Source organism: Agarivorans aestuarii (assembly GCF_019670125.1).
Lineage (GTDB): Bacteria > Pseudomonadota > Gammaproteobacteria > Enterobacterales > Celerinatantimonadaceae > Agarivorans > Agarivorans aestuarii.
Genome location: NZ_AP023033.1, coordinates 4,094,708 through 4,111,781, shown reverse-complemented (window position 1 = coordinate 4,111,781; position 17,074 = coordinate 4,094,708). Strand labels below are relative to the sequence as shown.

The following is a 17,074-nucleotide window of genomic DNA, read 5'->3' as shown; positions in this document are numbered from 1 at the left end:
CTATGCCTTCAACGATAAATAAGCAGCAAGGTATGGCGTTAATCATGTCTCTGGTTATGGTGGTGATTATTGCGATTATTGGTATCGCGATTGCCCAGCAAGTGACTAGTGGCCGTAAAAGCTCTGCGGTACACCAAGACCACTCTATGAGCTTTTCTCGTGCAACTTCCGGAGTGAACGAAGCTGAGTTTGTAGTTCGCCAGCAGGCCTATCATACCGATGCTTTACTAAATCCAGACACGCCTAATAATCTGGTGACTCCTGCTTTTGCTAGTGATACTTGGTGGCAAGATAGCAGTAATTGGAGCACGGCCAATAAAGTGACAGTAGTGACTGATGCTGGCGGAAATTTATTAGCTGGTTCGCCTCGTTACATTATTGAAGATGGTGGTGTTGATTCCGGTTTAGTATTAGGAGTACAAGTACCTAAACGTCGCTTTTTACGTATTACTTCGAAAGCGGAAGGCGAAGGTGGTGCGGTAACTTATCTACAATCTTATGTAGCATTTATGGAGTAATGTAGTGAAACAAGTAAAAGGATTTACACTGCTAGAGGTGATGATAACTGTTGCCATCGTAGCCATTCTTGCGGGCATTGCCTACCCCAGTTATTTGAGCCATGTGCAAAGCACTAAAAGAGAAGAAGCTAAGCGCACTTTAGTAGAAGCTGCTCAGCAAATGGAAAGTTATTACGCAATGCACCTTAGCTATGCGAGTGCTGCTACTGGAACTAGCTTGACTATCTACACTCCTAGTACCGAATTCAACGAAATTTATACACTTACAGCCAGCAATGTCGGGGCTTCCAGCTATACACTTAGCGCAACGCCTAAAGGCTCTCAAACTGGAGACAGTTGTCAAACTTTATCTATCACCCATACGGGTCACACAAGCTCAGCTAGTGGGGATTGTTGGTAATGAATAGTCTTATCAAATCAGTTTGTTGCTCGGCAGCTTTAGCCTCCGTCAGTTTTTCTCAAGCTGGCGAATTAGATCTAGCTGATGCCCCGCTTTATGTGGCAACGACTCCGTCTCCGATGGTTATGTTAGTTATGGGACGTGACCATACGCTTTATTATGAAGCTTATAACGATGCTTCAGACTTGGATGGTGATGGTGAGCTAGATATTCGCTATAAGCCAAACAAAATCAATTACGCGGGCTACTTTGATAGTAACCGCTGTTATGCGTATGAATCTGGTAAGTTTGTACCTAAACAGGTGGTTATCAACTCAGGTATTGCTCAATCAGATTCTGATACCAATGACTACAAAACATGTGCTCAATCGGGGGCAGGCCCTTGGAGTGGTGATTTTTTAAATTATCTTACAATGTCTCGCATGGACGTTTTACGTAAGGTTTTATATGGAGGTTATCGCTATATAGATGCGGCAGCTAGTGGTAGCAGCGCAGGGCAAACCGTGTTAGAGCGCGTTTTTATTCCACAAGATGCTCACAGCTGGGGGAAAATGTACACTTCTGTAGACGTGGATAATTATGATATTAGGGCTTACACACCCTTTACTGCACCTACAGATGGCACTAAGCATTTTTTTGGAACTGCCTCCTTTAGTAATGGTGGTACACCTAAATTGAAGGTTCGACAGAGTGTTGCGCCAAGCTCAAATAACCCTAAAGAACCGACAGGTAATATTTGGGAGTGGGCGAGTACTGAGAGACCAGTATTAAGCAGTGATAATAGAACGATTAATAATGTGTTTGATGTGAGAGTAGAAGTTTGTGTAGAAGGTAAATTAGAAGATAATTGTAAAGAGTATTCTGATGGTAACTACAAGCCAACAGGCCTGCTGCATGAATATGGTGACAATGGCAGCATTGAGTTTGGTTTAATTACTGGTAGCTATGATAAAAATTTGTCCGGTGGTGCACTGCGTAAAGCCGTAGGGGATTTTGGTGAAGAAGTACTGGATGCCAGTGGTGTGTTTGATAGTAGTGTTCAGGGCATCGTTAGCACTATTAATAAACTAAAAATCTACGGGTTCGATTACGGCGATAAGGCTTATGACTGTGGTTGGGTAGTTGACGGCCCAATAGAAAGTGGAGAATGTTCTTCTTGGGGTAACCCAATTGGTGAAATGCTATTCGAAAGCCTGCGTTATTTTCATGGCGAAGGCAGTGCCAGCAGTACCTATTCCGCTGGCAGTGGCACTATTGATGGCAGTTTAGGTTTACCCTTTGCAACTTGGGATAAACCCTTTGATACCCGTGAATATTGCGCTGCGCCCTATAACTTAGTGATTAGCGATATTAACCCTTCTTATGATTCAGACGAACTACCAGGTGCTCACACTGACTTTGCGAAAACCTACACAGGCACCACAGGGGCAACTTTAGCAGCATTTAACCTAAAGTCTTTGCTCGATACAATCTCTACTAAAGAGAGTATTTCTGGGAACTACTTTATTGGTGAAACGGTTACGGATAATGCTGGAACCACTAGCTCGAAAAGTGCTCCTACAGCTAAAGCCGCAACTACACTCTCCGAGATGCGAGGTTTATCCCCAGCTGAGCCTACGAAGGAAGGGAGTTACTCTGTAGCTGCAGCTGCATATTACGGGCATAAAACCGACCTGTTTCCGAATAAATCAGGTAAACAGAATATTCAAACAACTGTGGTTGCTATATCTTCTCCGCTGCCAGAGGTTGAGGTGAAGGTCGGTACAGAAACCATAAAAATAGTGCCTTTTGCTAAGTCGGTTGGCGGTGGTGCTGGTGGTGGAACTATTGATTCCACTGAGGGGGAGTTTCAACCTACTAATACTATTGTGGATTACTATGTTGAAGAGTTTTCCAGTACTAAGGGTATCTTCCGTATTAACTTTGAAGATGTAGAGCAAGGCGCTGATCATGATATGGATATGATCGTGCAATATACTTACGAGGTAAAAAACCTTTGCCCTAATGCCTATGATGACGAAAACATATGTGAAAAATCTCTTGGTGTTCAACTTTCGCTAGATTCAGTTTATGCGGCAGGTAGTATTCACCAACATGCGGGATACGTTATTTCAGGTACCGATCATGATGGAATCTATTTAGACGTAAAAGACCAAGGTGGTGGTAACGTAAGCTATTACCTAGATACACCTAATCAAACTGAAAGTGCATTTCCTAATAACTCAAGGAAAACGGCTTCAAATACTACCGATCTTCCTTTGTTAAGAAAAAGGAACTTCTTTCCAAATAGCGCTTCAGCTAATTTGTTGCCATCACCGCTATGGTATGCGGCTAAATGGGGCGGGTTTACGGATACCAATAATAGTGGATTCCCTGATGCTGGTGAATGGGATGAGGAAGTAAGCGGTGAGCCAGACAATTATTTCCCAGTAACTAATGCGGGTGAGCTAGCAGCGCAAATAGGCAAGGCTTTAGAAAAGATTGCTAGTGGCAGCCAGTCTGCCACGCCACCTGTATTTAACAATACTTTCTTGAACGCCAGCGCGTTCTTATACCAAACAACTTTTGATGGTGAGTATTGGAGCGGTGATGTTAAGTCTTTTGCTGCAGCTGGCGGTGGTTTTAGCTCTACTCCAACTTGGAGCGCAGCTGAAGAGTTAGATGCGGTCACGCCAAGCTCAAGGGTTATTTATACCCGCAACAATGAAAGCAATCGAATTGTTGATTTTGTGGTTCCAAATTCGCTAAATGGCGCTACTAACTCACTGAGTTTATCGCAAATTAATGCCTTGTTGGATGGCCAAACAGGCAGCGATGCGGTTAAGTTGGCTTACTTAACCGCTGTGATTAACTACCTACGAGGTGAGCGAACTTATGAAGAGGCTGACCTAACCTACAGTATGCGCACAAGGGCATCAGCCTTAGGGGATGTGATTAATTCAACACCTTATTACGTCGATTTGGTTAATGACCATGCAGTAGAAAAGCCAGTGTTAGTGTATGGGGCAAATGATGGCATGGTTCACATCGCAGATGTGTCAAACGGCGAAGAGATTATGGCTTATGTGCCAAGCCAAATATATCAAGGCTTAAATGCCCTAACGAAAAGTACTTATACTCATAAATACTTTGTAGACGGCGGAATTGCTGGTTATAGCGAAGAGAGTGGTGGCGACACTACAACAACAGTAGTTGGCACTTTAGGTACTGGATTTAAAGGTTTATATGCACTGGACGTTAGCGACATGACCAGTGTGAATAAAAATAAAGTGTTATGGGAAATTGATACCGATACCACTGGATTTTCGGGAATTGGTTATACACGGGATGAGCCAACTATCGCTAAGCTCGCTAATGGCAAAGTCGGCGTGATCTTCGCTAATGGCTATAATTCGAGTGATGAAGAAGGGCAGCTATTTATTGCAGACTTAGAAGATGGCAGCTTAATTAAAGCGCTAAAAACGGGTGTAGGAAGTGCAGAAGACCCAACAGGTGAATCACGACCAAATGCCTTAGCCAGTCCGGCTGCAGTCGACTTGAATGGCGATGGCGTTGTTGATCGTATTTATGCTGGTGATTTATTTGGCAACATGTGGGTATTTGACGTGTCCGATGGCAGTTCTAGCAACTGGGATTTAGCAACCGCTGATGACAAGCCGCTATTTAGTGCAGTCAGCCCTTCTAAGTTAAATGGACTAACACATACCGCTCAGCCAATTACCACTCGTCCTTCTGTTGGCGCACACCCCTATGGATTATCTCAAGGTGTTCTCGTTGCATTTGGTACCGGTAAGTATATTGAAAACTCAGACAACAGTATTTTGGGCGAAGCGACGCAGTCTGTTTACGTTGTTTGGGATAAGTTAAATAGCTCCTACTTAACAAGTTCTAGAACTACAGCTAGTGGTGAAGAGGTGTATACCAATCTATTACGCCAATCCATTATTGAAGAGGATGCGGACAACCGCTTGCTAACGGAATATGTGATTGACTGGGGGGTGCATGATGGTTGGTATCTTGACTTAGTCAATACTGAGGGTAGCAATACTAATAACTATGGTGAGCGACAAGTTACTAATACTTTGTTGCTGTTTAATAAGTTGAGCTTAACCACTCTTCTACCAAACGAAGATATATGTGCCTCTGGTGGCAGTGGTTGGTATATGGAGTTAAACCTTCACTCTGGAATTACTTGGAATCACGGTACTGATGGGAATACCGACCCTGCCGATACCTCAGATACCATCAATAATGATTCTTCTCATCAAAAAGTGAACGGGATCCCTTCACCTCCGACAACTATTATTGTGCCGCCAGATAGCGGTACAACTGATGGTGAAATTATCGTGAAAAACTGTGTGACCTTAAGTACCGGGGCGGTTTTTTGTTTTGATGATTATGAATCACCAACCGGGCGCTTGAGCTTACGTACTTTGCATTAAGGCTGAAAAGCTGGGTTATTGATAAAGGGAGTTGTTTGCAACTCCCTTTTTGTTTTTGAGCTTTGTATTGGTCTTTATGTTTTCTATATAGCTTATATATTTTTAGCTGATATTTTTATTTAAATATATGTTTTTTAAACATATTACTAATTTAAAGTGTCTAGAGCTTCACTAAAACTTAACTGTTTAAAGATTAAAATTTCAACAGGTTTTCTATGGTTGCCAATTGTTGTTTCAAATCTCCTTGGAATAGCAACAGCCTAAGTTGTTGGAAGCAAAATTTTGAGTACTCTCACCACACTAACTAAGCAAGTGCGATGCTGCTTGCTCACGCTAAAGTCTGTTAGTTCATCTATCGCCAATTTGGCTATGGGCTTGCTGTTAAGCGCGGTTCCGCTTGCGCTAAACGCAGCAAATCTCAATTTGGCAGATAGCCCTTTATATGTAGCAACTTCTCCATCACCGATGGTGATGCTGGTTATGGGAAGGGACCATACTCTTTACTATGAAGCTTATAACGATGCTACCGACTTAAGTGGCAATAACGACCTAGATATTAACTACAACCCCTTGGTTGTAGACTACGCGGGTTATTTCAATAGTGAGCGCTGTTATACCTACAATGTTTCGCTGAAACGTTTTTCTCCTGGCCTTGAGGCGCAAACTAAAACTAAAGCCTGTACCGGCTCCGGTGAGTGGAGTGGTGACTTTCTCAATTATTTAACCATGTCGCGTATGGACGTGTTGCGTACGGTTTTATATGGCGGTTATCGAACAGTTGATAGCGAAGGCACTACGGTATTAGAACGGGTATTTATCCCTCAGGATGCGCACTCTTGGGGGAAAAGCTATACTTCCGAATCCGTTAACGGCTATCGCATCGACAACTACACGCCCTTGTCTCAACCCAATAGCAACCGTAAACACTTCTTTGGCACCGCGTCTTGGTCGGATGGTGGCGCGCCAGAGCTTCGCATCAAAAAGAATCAAAATAAGGAAATTTGGGAATGGGCAACTACCGAGCGGCCAGTGCTCGCAGGCTCATATAGTGAGTCCTACGAGATAAGGGTAGAAGTGTGTGTACAAGGTAAGTTGGAAGCCAATTGTAAAGAGTATCCAAACAAGCAATACAAGCCCACTGGTTTGCTACATGACTACGGAGAAGACGGCAGTATTGAATTTGGCTTAATAACTGGTAGCTACGACAAAAACTTATCGGGCGGGGTTTTGCGCAAAGCTGTGTCTCATTTTGGCGATGAGTTAATCAGCAATACCGGGCAGTTTAAAACCAGCGTTAATGGCATTGTTAGTACCATCAATAAGTTGCGTATTCACGGCTTTAAATACGGCAGTTATGAATATGGCTGTGGTTGGATTACTGACCGAGCAATCCGAAACGGCGAGTGTAGCTCATGGGGCAACCCAATCGGTGAAATGCTCTATGAAAGCTTACGCTATTTTCATGGGGAAGGTTTTGCGAGTAGTTCTTATTCCAGTGGTAGCGGCACCATAGATGGCCAACTAGGTTTGCCCTTTGCTAAGTGGGACGATCCTTTTGCTAATCGAGAGTATTGCGCAGCACCCTATAATTTGGTGATTAGCGATATTAGCCCGTCTTATGATTCTGACGAAATTCCCAATGCACACCCAAGTTACGCAGGTTCTTATCGAGGGTCGATACTTGACGGATTTCACCTTAAAAACTTGTTAGATAATATTTCAAAATACGAAAATATTGGTGGTGATTATTTCATCGGTGAATCGGTTAGCGATACAACCGGTACCACTAGCGCACCCACTGCAAAAACAGTAAATACTTTATCGGAGATTCGAGGCCTCTCTCCTCAAGAGCCAACAAAAGAGGGCAGTTATGCGGTAGCTGCAGTGGCGCATTATGGTCACAAAACCGATATCTTCCCCAATAAGCCGGGTAAGCAAAACATTCAAACCACGGTGGTAGCGGTGTCGTCTCCACTGCCTGAGGTTGAAGTTGAAGTTGATGGAGAAACTATCATCATTGTTCCGTTTGCTAAGTCAGTAGGCGGCTGTGCTAGTGGTAGTTGTATTAGCACCACTAAAGGTGACTTTCAGCCAACTAACGCCATTGTGGATTACTATGTAGAAGAGTTCTCTCCCACAAAAGGCACCTTTAGGATTAACTTCGAAGATGTGGAGCAAGGCGCCGATCACGAGATGGATATGATCGTGAAGTACCACTATGAGGTTAAGCAGCTTTGTAACAACGCCTATGATAACGAGGCTACCTGTGCTAAGCGTTTAGGTGTTCAACTCACTCTCGATTCCATTTATGCAGCAGGCAGTATTGACCAGCATGCCGGTTATGTTATTTCTGGCACCGACAAAGACGGTATTTATCTAGATGTTAAAGATCGGGGCGGCAGTAAGCGCAACTATTATTTAGATACTCCCCTACAAAGTGACGCGGCGTTTCCTAATAACTCGCGAGAAACCAATAATAACTCTTCGGATTTACCGCTAATTCGTAAGCGGAATTTCTTTCCTAGCTCAAGCTCTGAGGCTGCGACCTTATTGGCTTCGCCGCTTTGGTATGCGGCAAAGTGGGGCGGCTTTACCGATACCAATAACAACGGCATACCTGATGACGGCGAATGGGACGAAGAAGAGCGTGGTCAGCCAGATAATTACTTCCCAGTAACTAACGCTGGGCAACTGGGCGCGCAAATTGGCAAAGCCCTAGAGAAAATAGCCAGTGGCAGCCAGTCGGCTAGCCCTCCGGTGTTTAATAACAATTTTTTAAGCAGTAGCTCATTTTTGTATCAATCGTCATTTGATGGTGAATACTGGAGCGGTGACGTAAAGGCTTTTAAAGCGGCCAGTGGCGGAGGTTTTAGCTCAAACGAAACATGGAGTGTTGCCAAAGAGTTAGATGCCATTCCTCAGCAGCAGCGCATTATATTTTCTCGAAACAACGAGTCTGGTGAAGTGTTTGAATTTATCGCACCAACTAGTTTACAGGCCTCGGCAACTAGCTTTAGTCCTTCGCAAATCTCAGCTTTACTCGCGGGGCAAAGCGGCTCCGATTCGCTTAAATTAGATTATCTTCAAGCGGTGGTTAACTACTTGCGAGGTGAGCGTGAGTACGAGCAGAGTGACTTGCAGTTTTCTATGCGTAAACGCGCTACTGCATTAGGTGATGTAATAAACTCAATTCCTTACTATGTTGACTTGGCTACCGGCCATAAAGTGAATAAACCAGTGCTGGTGTTTGGGGCAAACGATGGCATGGTGCATGTTGTTGATGCTAAAACGGGTAAGGAGCTAATGGCTTATATTCCAAGCCAGATTTATCAGCACTTAAACAGCCTAACGCGTAGTACCTACACCCATAAGTATTTTGTAGATGGGGCTATTACTGGCTATACCGATGATTCAGAAAAAACCACGGTGGTTGGCACCCTCGGCACAGGTGTAAAGGGTTTATATGCGCTTGATGTAAGTAATATGAACTGGCCGTCTAAAAACAATATTAAGTGGGAAATTGATAACACAACAAAAGGTTTTGAAGGCCTAGGTTATAGCCGCGAACAACCTACTATTGCTAAGTTGGCCAACGGTACAACCGGGGTGATTTTTTCAAATGGCTATAACGCAGCCGATGACCAGGCCACGTTATTTATCGCTGATCTAAAAGACGGCAGTTTAATTGCCGCTCTAAGTACTAGTGTGGGCAGTACTGAGGACCCAACTGGACAAGCTCGACCAAATGCACTGGCATCTCCCGCCGTAGTCGACTTAACGGGTAACGGCGTAGCCGATCGTATTTATGCGGGTGATCTTTACGGAAACATGTGGGCATTTGATGTATCCGATACTCGAGCCAGCAACTGGGATCTAGCGACTACTCAAAGTGCTGGAGCTAAGCCGCCATTGTTCTCTGCCACTAGCCCTAGCAAAGGTCTAGTGGGTTCTAGCTTGCAATATCAAGCCCAGCCAATTAGCACCAAACCTTCGGTTGGTGCTCATCCACAAGGTTTAACACAGGGTGTGTTAGTGGCTTTTGGTACGGGTAAATATATAGAAGTAGATGATAATGACGCCGAGGACCAAGATACTCAAAGCATCTACGTTATTTGGGATCGTTTAAACGGCGAAGCAGTTAATAGCCAACGCTCTAGAGTGAGTGGTCAAGATGTCTATGATGCTAACTTACTGCGGCAAGCCATTATTGAAGAGGACTCTAGCAATCGCTTGTTAAGCAATAATCCGATTGATTGGAATACCCATAGCGGCTGGTATTTAGACTTTGTGAATACTCAAAATAATAATAGCAATAACTATGGTGAACGGCAGGTAAGTAACGGCTTGCTGCTAGCCAATAAACTTAGCTTTACCACGATGCTACCAAACACCGATACTTGTGCTTCTGGTGGCAGTGGTTGGTATATGGAGTTAAACCTGCATTCTGGCAGAACTTGGAATACCGGTACTGCGGGTAATACCGATCCAAATGATCCCGACGACACCATCAATAATGATAGCTCCCATCAAAAAGTAGAAGATGGCATCCCTTCTTCTCCAGGAGTGATTATTGACCCCAATCTTCCCAGCGATGGCTCTTTGCATGATGGCTCGATTAATCAGAAAAACTGTATAACCCTAAGTAACGGTAGCATGCTGTGTTTTGACGATTTCACATCACCAACTGGTCGATTAAGCTTACGCCGCTTGCACTAGTTAGCCGTAATTAAGAGTGAAAACAGCAGCCTATTAAGGCTGCTGTTTTGTTTAAATAAACGTCGATTTTAGCGGAAGTATTTTGCTACACTAGCCGCCCTTTTTTGGAGAGCCTGTTATGCAGTGTCGTTTAGGCTGCGGTGCCTGTTGCATTGCGCCATCTATTAGCTCATTAAATAAAGCAGCAGGTGAGCGTTGTATTCATTTAAATGCTGATAATTTATGCGCTATTTTTGGTAAGGGTGAGCGACCCAAGGTATGCAGTGATTTTAAAGCAGCAGCATGGCTATGTGGCACTACTCAGCAACAAGCCATGGATAATCTTATCTACTTAGAGAAGCAAACCGCCTAATCTAATAGCTTGGTGCTTTTGCATTGCGTTGATTGCTTTGTATTGCTTGCTTTAATGCAACTGCCTAGAACTGTTTGTTGTGCACAGGCTGCACAATCGGCTCTTCTGAACCCACTAAACGAATGCTAGGTTCACTCTCGAACTCTGGTGCTAATAAAGCTAGGCGTTGGGCAACCCCAACCAGTTGTACATCTTCAGGCAAACTCAGTTGATTAAGTAAATTCACCGAATGTGGTCTGGGGTGGGCGATCAGCACTGCATGACCATATTTGCGAGCAAGGCTTAGGGCTTTTTGCCATTGGCGTTCAATTGCCACGGGATTATCTTGGTGATCTAGAAATACATGGCGCTTTAAATTGGGCACCTGATATACCCTGGCCGTTTGCTGGGCAATGCTGGCCAAATGGGTACGACTATCCACAAAAAACAACTCTTGTTTAGCCAGCACTTGCATCAACCAGTGCATTTCTGTGGGTAGCTGGGTGAGTTGGCTGCCCATGTGGTTGTTTAAACCGCTAGCCTCGGGAAAGTCATTAATGGCGGCTTCTACCCGCTGTTTAAAGGCTGCTTCTTCTAGATTATCCGGTAAGCCATATGGCCCTAAAGCAATGGTGCCACTTCCCTGCATGGGCAGGTGCAGCATAATTTCACGTTGCTGTTGCTGAGCTTGTTCGGCAATTTCTTTGGCGTAGGGGCTAGAAGGCAGTACTGACAAGGTTATGCTTGGATCAAGCTTCAACAATGCTAAATCACGGGCACTATTACCTACGTCATCAATGATGATGCTTAGCTGGGCAGCCAGAGCTGAGCCAGTTGCCAGCATACTTAGGCAAAGTAGAATTATTTTAACCATTTACGCGGGTCTTGGGTCTGCCCTTCATGGCGAATTTGAAAGAACAAGGCGTTGGTTGTTTGGCCGCCAGTATTACCGGCATAAGCTACGGTTTGGCCAGCGCTTACTCGCTCGCCAATTTCTGCATTTAAGCTTTGGTTGTAGCCGTAAAAGCTAAGGTATTGCTCACCATGGTCGATGGCGACTACTAGGCCATAACCACGCAACCAATCTGCAAACACTACATTGCCAGAGGCTACCGCTTTTACTTTAGTGCCGGGGTGGGAATCAATCACTATGCCTTGCCAGCGCGTTTGTCCCTGATTTTTACTGTTATAACTGTGTAGCACTTTGCCTTTGAGTGGCCAAGGGAGTTTACCTTTAGCCTTGGCTAAGCCAGTGAGAGGGGTTTTATCTAAATTTTGCTTAAGGGCGAGTTGCTGTTGTTGCTCTATTTGATCACTAATCACTTGCTGTAAGTGCTGCTCGTTAATTTGTAATTGCTCTAGGCGGCTTTGCTCAGTGTTTTGTAGCTTATTGAGTTTAGCCAGCTGCTGTTTACGCTGATTCTGTTGAGACTGCAGTTGATCCAATTTTTGTTTTTGCTGAGCGACTAGGCCTTCTAGATGCTTTTGCACCTCGGCAAGTTGGCTTTGAACTTTGCTTAATTCAAGTTGTTGTAAATTTACTCTTTCTAGGGCCTTGCTGCGGGCTTTGGCCAAGTACTGGTAGTAACTTAACATCCGCTCAAGACCAGCGACATTTTGCTGATTTAGCAGCATTTTCATGTAATCGCTGTTTCCTAAGCGATAAGCGCTGTTGATTTGTGCCTTAAGTGCTTGCTGCTGTTGAGCTAGCTTCTCTTCTAGGGCTTTTTCTTGTTGCTGAATTTGCTGTTGTTCTATTTTGGAGTGGGAGAGCTGATTGTTGAGCTTGCGTAGTTGTTGGCTAGAGTCTGCCAGTGCTAATTCATATTGTCTTAGCTGCTCTTGCGCTTTACTAATGTCACTCTTGCGCTTTTTAAGCTGTTGTTGCTGCTGTTTGAGTTGCTGTTGAACGTCAAGTAACTGTTGCTGTTCATTGGCATGTAGTGGGGGGCAGAGCAATAGCAAAACGCCAGCAATAAGGCTGGCGTTAAACTGGCGAATAAGGCGCTTACTAGCGCCTTGTTTCGAAGCTGAAATAGGCTCTTTCATCAAGCCATTATTTCAAATTCATCAATACCTTGCCAGTCATTTCTGCTGGAGTTTCCATGCCCATCAAACTTAGCATTGTTGGTGCAATATCACTTAAACGACCGTCTTCAACAGGTGTTGCTTCACGTCCGTAATAAATGAATGGTACAGGTAGGTTGGTGTGAGCAGTGTGGATACCACCGGTTGCAGGGTCAACCATTTGCTCTGCGTTACCGTGGTCGGCAGTAATTAAACACTCGCCGCCAACTTTATCTAAGGCTTCAACCAAGCGACCAATGCTCTTGTCTACAGCTTCACAAGCTTTAACTGCTGCATCGTATACGCCAGTGTGGCCAACCATGTCACCGTTAGGGTAGTTACAAATGATTACGTCGTACTTGCCGCTTTCAATCGCTGCAACAAACTTATCGGTTAGTATTTCCGAGTTCATTTCTGGTTGCAGGTCGTAAGTGGCAACTTTTGGCGAAGGGATAAGTTCGCGATCTTCACCAACAAAAGCGTCTTCTTTACCGCCATTGAAGAAGAAAGTTACGTGTGCGTATTTTTCAGTTTCTGAAATACGTAGCTGCGTTTTGTTATTCTTCTCTAACCACTCACCTAGTGTATTCACTAAGTCTGTAGGGCCATAAGCACAAGGGGCTTTAATGTCTGCTGCATATTGAGTTAGGGTTACAAATGCACAAGCAGGTACTTTTGCACGTTCAAAACCAGTGAAGTCTTGCTCTACAAAACAACGTGAAATTTCACGCGCTCGGTCAGCACGGAAGTTCATGAACAATACCGCATCGCCATCGTTAATGCTGGCTGCGCTTTCACCCACAACAGAGGCTTTAACAAACTCATCGTTTTCGTCACGCGCGTAAGCAGCGGCTAGTGCTTCGGTAGCGTTAGCGTAGCTGTATTCTGCTTTGCCTTCGGTAAGCAATTGGTAAGCTTCTTCTACACGTTCCCAACGGTTATCACGGTCCATTGCGTAGTAACGACCTACTAAAGAAGCAATACGACCAGAACCAATTTCAGCAAATTTTGCGTCGAACTTGTCGATTGAACCTTGCGCGCTGCGTGGTGGCGTATCACGACCATCTAAGAAAGCGTGTAAGTAAATTTCTTTTGCGCCTTGCTTAGCCGCTAAGTCAATCGCCGCTAGCATGTGGTCTTCGTGGCTGTGAACACCGCCTGGAGAAAGTAGCCCCATGATGTGAACGGCTTTACCGGCTGCTACAGCTTTATCTACCGCAGCTACTAATACTTCGTTAGTGAAGAAGTCACCGTCTGTAATTGACTTACCAACACGGGTAAGTTCTTGGTATACAACGCGACCAGCACCGATGTTAGTATGGCCAACTTCTGAGTTGCCCATTTGTCCGTCTGGTAAACCTACATCTAGGCCTGAGCCTGAGATAAGGGTGCTGGCAGCAGTATCCCAAAGGTTGTCTAATACTGGTGTGTTGGCGTTTGCTACAGCGTTATTGGCGCTGTCTTGGCGGTAGCCCCAGCCGTCCATAATAACTAGTGCTAAAGGCTTTTTGCTTGCAGACATTGCAATTTCCTCAATCGGTAAATGTTAAAGTGAAAAACGAATTAGTGAAATATTACTACATTTTTTGTCTGAGTCACCTGATTGAGCGCAAATCAACCGAGATTAGTTGTTTTTGCTCAGATTTGTTCTGGTGTATGAATCTTAGGTCAATTTGCAAGGTTTGGCGCGCTAGAGAGCTGCTATTCTTCGCGCTCAGGTGTATACTCTCGCCCCAATATCACTAAATATTTGCTTAACTGGAATTGTCATACTATGCAGCAAGTTGTCGAATTTGTCGGAAATAACCCTATCATTTCATTCGCTTGGGTAGGTTTGTTCGGTGCCGTTATCTACACTTTTATTCAACCAATGCTGTCTAAGGTTAGCTCGGTAGGCAATCACGAAGCTACTTTGCTCATCAATAAAGAAGATGCAGTAGTGGTGGATGTACGTACTAACGACGAGTACAAAAAAGGGTATATTGCGGGCGCACGTCACATTCCTTTAACCCAAATACAAGCTAATAACTTTAAGCCTATTGAAAATTTAAAGGGCAGCCCCATTATCGTTGTATGTGAAACAGGGATGCGTTCAGGCTCAGCGGCTAACGCTCTGGTTAAAGACGGTTTTGAGAAAGTGTATAACCTACGCGGCGGCATGACCGATTGGAAATCAGCAAACCTACCGATCACTAAGAAGTAAGATCGAGTTTTAATGGCTAGCTCTCTAGCGATTAAGCAATTTTAAATAAATGTATTAAAGGTAATTATCATGGCTGAAGCAGCAACCACTGAAGCACCACAAGTAGAATTTGCAATTCAACGTATTTACACAAAAGATATTTCTTTTGAAACGCCTAACTCACCACAAATCTTTCAGCAAGAGTGGAAACCAGAAGTTAAGGTTGACCTAGACACTACTAGCAACAAACTAGCTGACAGCGTATTCGAAGTGGTATTAACACTTACTGTTACCGCTAAAGTTGGCGAGCAAACTGCATTCTTATGTGAAGTTCACCAAGGTGGTATCTTCACTCTAGGCAACATGCCTGAGCCACAACTTGCTCATGCAATTAACGCATACTGCCCTAACATTCTTTTCCCATATGCGCGTGAAGCTGTATCTAATCTAGTTAACCGTGGTTCTTTCCCACAAATTAACTTAGCGCCAGTTAACTTTGATGCTTTGTTTGCTAACTACGTACAACAGCAAGCAGAACAACAGCAAGCGGCTAAAGCTGACGCTTAATGGTTAACTCAAAGGCTACTATGACCGTATTGGGCGCAGGCTCATACGGTACCGCGTTGGCAATTGCGATTGCCCGAAATGGACAACGTACTGTGTTATGGGGTCATGAGCCTGAGCACGTGGCTGCACTTGATGCAGCCCGTGAAAACCAAGATTTCCTGCCTGGGGTAAGTTTCCCCGAGAGCTTGGAGCTAGAAGATGATTTAGCCACCGCGGTTGCGCAAAGTGACAACTTGCTGGTGGTAGTGCCTAGTTTTGCATTTGCTGATGTAATGCGTCAGATAAAGCCAATGTTAAGCGAACAATCGCGAGTAGCTTGGGCAACCAAAGGTTTAGAAGCGAATACCGGACATTTATTGTCTGAAGTGGCCGTTGAAGCTTTGGGCGAACAAGTGTCTCTAGCGGTGATCTCTGGTCCTACGTTTGCTAAAGAGCTGGCTGCCGGTTTACCTACCGCAATTTCTGCCTCTTCTTCTGATGCCGACTTTGTTAGCTACCTAGCTAAAGTGATGCACTGTGAACGCAGCTTTAGGGTCTATACCAATAACGATATTATTGGTGTGCAACTAGGTGGTGCAGTTAAAAACGTTATTGCCATTGGCGCAGGTTTGGCCGATGGGTTAGGGTTTGGCGCAAATGCACGAACCGCTCTAATCACCCGTGGACTACGTGAAATGACACGTTTGGGTAAAGCGCTAGGCGCTGATGCCGAAACCTTTATGGGGATGGCTGGTCTTGGTGATTTGGTACTCACTTGTACCGATAACCAAAGCCGTAACCGCCGATTTGGTTTAGCCTTGGGTAAAGGTAAAAACAAGCAACAAGCTGAGCAAGAAATTGGTCAAGTTGTTGAGGGATTTCGCAATACTAAAGAAGTTTACTTGTTAGCTGAAAGAGTTGGTGTTGAAATGCCAATTGTAGAGCAAATATACCAAGTACTTTATGAAAACAAATCCGTGCAAACTGCCGCTATGGATCTTTTGGCGAGGTCGCAAAAAGACGAGTAAAGCCTTACTCGCTTTAGCCTTGCTTTTGGCTAGCAGTATTTCCTATGCTGCTGCCATCAAAGTTGTTGTTCCCTCCAATGTTTATCAAGACTATTTGCTGTTTCTCGCTGGCCGCGATCCGGCTGCTATCCAAGATTTTTCTGGTGCTCATAGCCGAAGAGATGTGGTAGAGGTAGCCTTGTTTGTCCAAGCGCTGCGCCTTGGCGGTTGGAAAGAACCTATTTACTTTAGTGAAGTAGATAGCTACCAGCGAACCATGCGTTTATTAAGCCATGGAGACGTAGTCGCCAGCGCAACAACAATGTTTACTAGCGATATAAGTGCTCATCCAAGCTTACTGCAAACTCAGCCGGTGGTTGAGCAAGGCGAATTTGAGGTAGGTTTATACCTTAAAGATAGCAGCCCACTATTGCAGCAATCTTCACTTACTCTAGACCAAATAAAAGCGCTTAAAGTAGTGTCTAACAAGCAATGGTCGGTAGATTGGAGCACCTTAGAAGTACTGGGCTTTAATCAACGCATGCATACCACTAAATGGCAGAGCCAAGTAAAGATGGTTGATGTTGGCAGGGCCGATGCCCTACTAGCGCCGTTTCAAGCCAGTGAAGATATGAGCTTGCAAACTTTTGGCGTAACCCTAAAGCCTTTGCCGGGTATCAAGCTGGGTTTGCAAGATTCGAGGCGCTTTGTGATTAGCCGATCGGCAGTTGATAATCGTCGGGTATTTTTGGCTCTAGAGATGGGCTTAACAGAACTAAAACGTCGAGGAGTCATCACTCAGGCTTATCAACAATCGGGCTTTTTACAAAGCAAAGTCGCCGATTGGCAGCTAGTAACGCCATAA

12 protein-coding genes are annotated in these 17,074 nt (G+C 44.5%); 9 read left to right on the top strand and 3 right to left on the bottom strand.

What is annotated here, in order from left to right; all coding sequences use genetic code 11:
* Nucleotides 1–2: 2 nt before the first annotated feature.
* The 5 genes from K5609_RS19040 (at nucleotide 3) to K5609_RS19020 (ending at nucleotide 10,428) form a co-directional block, all read left to right on the top strand.
* On the top strand, nucleotides 3–518 hold the full coding sequence (locus K5609_RS19040; protein WP_221074998.1) for a pilus assembly PilX family protein: 516 nt from the start codon (nucleotides 3–5) through the stop codon (nucleotides 516–518).
* A gap of 4 nt (nucleotides 519–522) precedes the next feature.
* Nucleotides 523–918 carry a type IV pilin protein gene (locus K5609_RS19035; RefSeq protein WP_221074997.1) on the top strand — a complete coding sequence of 132 codons (396 nt, stop codon included), beginning with the start codon at nucleotides 523–525 and terminating at the stop codon, nucleotides 916–918.
* Nucleotides 918–5,360, top strand: coding sequence for a pilus assembly protein (locus K5609_RS19030; protein WP_221074996.1), 4,443 nt, complete (start codon nucleotides 918–920; stop codon nucleotides 5,358–5,360). Before K5609_RS19035 ends, K5609_RS19030 begins: the two co-directional genes overlap by 1 nt.
* Nucleotides 5,361–5,642: 282 nt before the next feature.
* Nucleotides 5,643–10,076, top strand: coding sequence for a pilus assembly protein (locus tag K5609_RS19025; protein WP_221074995.1), 4,434 nt, complete (start codon nucleotides 5,643–5,645; stop codon nucleotides 10,074–10,076).
* Between the two features lie 118 nt (nucleotides 10,077–10,194).
* Entirely contained in the window at nucleotides 10,195–10,428 is a 234-nt protein-coding gene (locus K5609_RS19020) for a YkgJ family cysteine cluster protein (protein WP_221074994.1), read from the top strand.
* Nucleotides 10,429–10,492: 64 nt separating this feature from the next.
* Here the strand turns inward: K5609_RS19020 and K5609_RS19015 are convergent, their stop codons facing one another.
* Genes K5609_RS19015 through gpmM form a run of 3 tightly spaced genes read right to left on the bottom strand, consistent with a single transcriptional unit; the run spans nucleotide 10,493 to nucleotide 13,996 of the window.
* Nucleotides 10,493–11,281, bottom strand: a complete 789-nt coding sequence (locus K5609_RS19015; protein ID WP_221074993.1) for a divergent polysaccharide deacetylase family protein — start codon at nucleotides 11,279–11,281, stop codon at nucleotides 10,493–10,495.
* Nucleotides 11,269–12,456, bottom strand: coding sequence for a murein hydrolase activator EnvC family protein (locus K5609_RS19010; RefSeq protein ID WP_221074992.1), 1,188 nt, complete (start codon nucleotides 12,454–12,456; stop codon nucleotides 11,269–11,271). The genes K5609_RS19015 and K5609_RS19010 overlap by 13 nt, the downstream gene beginning before the upstream one ends.
* 7 nt (nucleotides 12,457–12,463) lie before the next feature.
* Nucleotides 12,464–13,996, bottom strand: coding sequence for a 2,3-bisphosphoglycerate-independent phosphoglycerate mutase (gpmM, locus tag K5609_RS19005; protein WP_221074991.1), 1,533 nt, complete (start codon nucleotides 13,994–13,996; stop codon nucleotides 12,464–12,466).
* A 252-nt stretch (nucleotides 13,997–14,248) separates the two neighbouring features.
* Here gpmM and K5609_RS19000 point away from each other — a divergent pair, with 252 nt between their 5' ends.
* The 4 genes from K5609_RS19000 (at nucleotide 14,249) to K5609_RS18985 (ending at nucleotide 17,074) form a co-directional block, all read left to right on the top strand.
* Nucleotides 14,249–14,677, top strand: coding sequence for a rhodanese-like domain-containing protein (locus K5609_RS19000; RefSeq protein WP_221074990.1), 429 nt, complete (start codon nucleotides 14,249–14,251; stop codon nucleotides 14,675–14,677).
* A 69-nt stretch (nucleotides 14,678–14,746) separates the two neighbouring features.
* Nucleotides 14,747–15,223 carry a protein-export chaperone SecB gene (gene secB / locus K5609_RS18995; protein WP_221074989.1) on the top strand — a complete coding sequence of 159 codons (477 nt, stop codon included), beginning with the start codon at nucleotides 14,747–14,749 and terminating at the stop codon, nucleotides 15,221–15,223.
* A complete protein-coding gene (gene gpsA / locus K5609_RS18990; RefSeq protein ID WP_221074988.1) occupies nucleotides 15,223–16,230 on the top strand; it encodes an NAD(P)H-dependent glycerol-3-phosphate dehydrogenase in 1,008 nt (335 codons plus the stop codon). Before secB ends, gpsA begins: the two co-directional genes overlap by 1 nt.
* Complete coding sequence (locus K5609_RS18985; RefSeq protein WP_221074987.1) at nucleotides 16,166–17,074, top strand: hypothetical protein; 909 nt, start codon at nucleotides 16,166–16,168, stop codon at nucleotides 17,072–17,074. The genes gpsA and K5609_RS18985 overlap by 65 nt, the downstream gene beginning before the upstream one ends.

Coding starts and splice junctions, on each gene's coding strand:
- K5609_RS19040 (WP_221074998.1), top strand. CDS start 3: ATGCCTTCAACGATAAATAAGCAGCAAGGTATGGCGTTAATCATGTCT.
- K5609_RS19030 (WP_221074996.1), top strand. CDS start 918: ATGAATAGTCTTATCAAATCAGTTTGTTGCTCGGCAGCTTTAGCCTCC.
- K5609_RS19020 (WP_221074994.1), top strand. CDS start 10,195: ATGCAGTGTCGTTTAGGCTGCGGTGCCTGTTGCATTGCGCCATCTATT.
- K5609_RS19015 (WP_221074993.1), bottom strand. CDS start 11,281: ATGGTTAAAATAATTCTACTTTGCCTAAGTATGCTGGCAACTGGCTCA.
- K5609_RS19010 (WP_221074992.1), bottom strand. CDS start 12,456: ATGAAAGAGCCTATTTCAGCTTCGAAACAAGGCGCTAGTAAGCGCCTT.
- gpmM (WP_221074991.1), bottom strand. CDS start 13,996: ATGTCTGCAAGCAAAAAGCCTTTAGCACTAGTTATTATGGACGGCTGG.
- K5609_RS19000 (WP_221074990.1), top strand. CDS start 14,249: ATGCAGCAAGTTGTCGAATTTGTCGGAAATAACCCTATCATTTCATTC.
- secB (WP_221074989.1), top strand. CDS start 14,747: ATGGCTGAAGCAGCAACCACTGAAGCACCACAAGTAGAATTTGCAATT.
- gpsA (WP_221074988.1), top strand. CDS start 15,223: ATGGTTAACTCAAAGGCTACTATGACCGTATTGGGCGCAGGCTCATAC.
- K5609_RS18985 (WP_221074987.1), top strand. CDS start 16,166: ATGAAAACAAATCCGTGCAAACTGCCGCTATGGATCTTTTGGCGAGGT.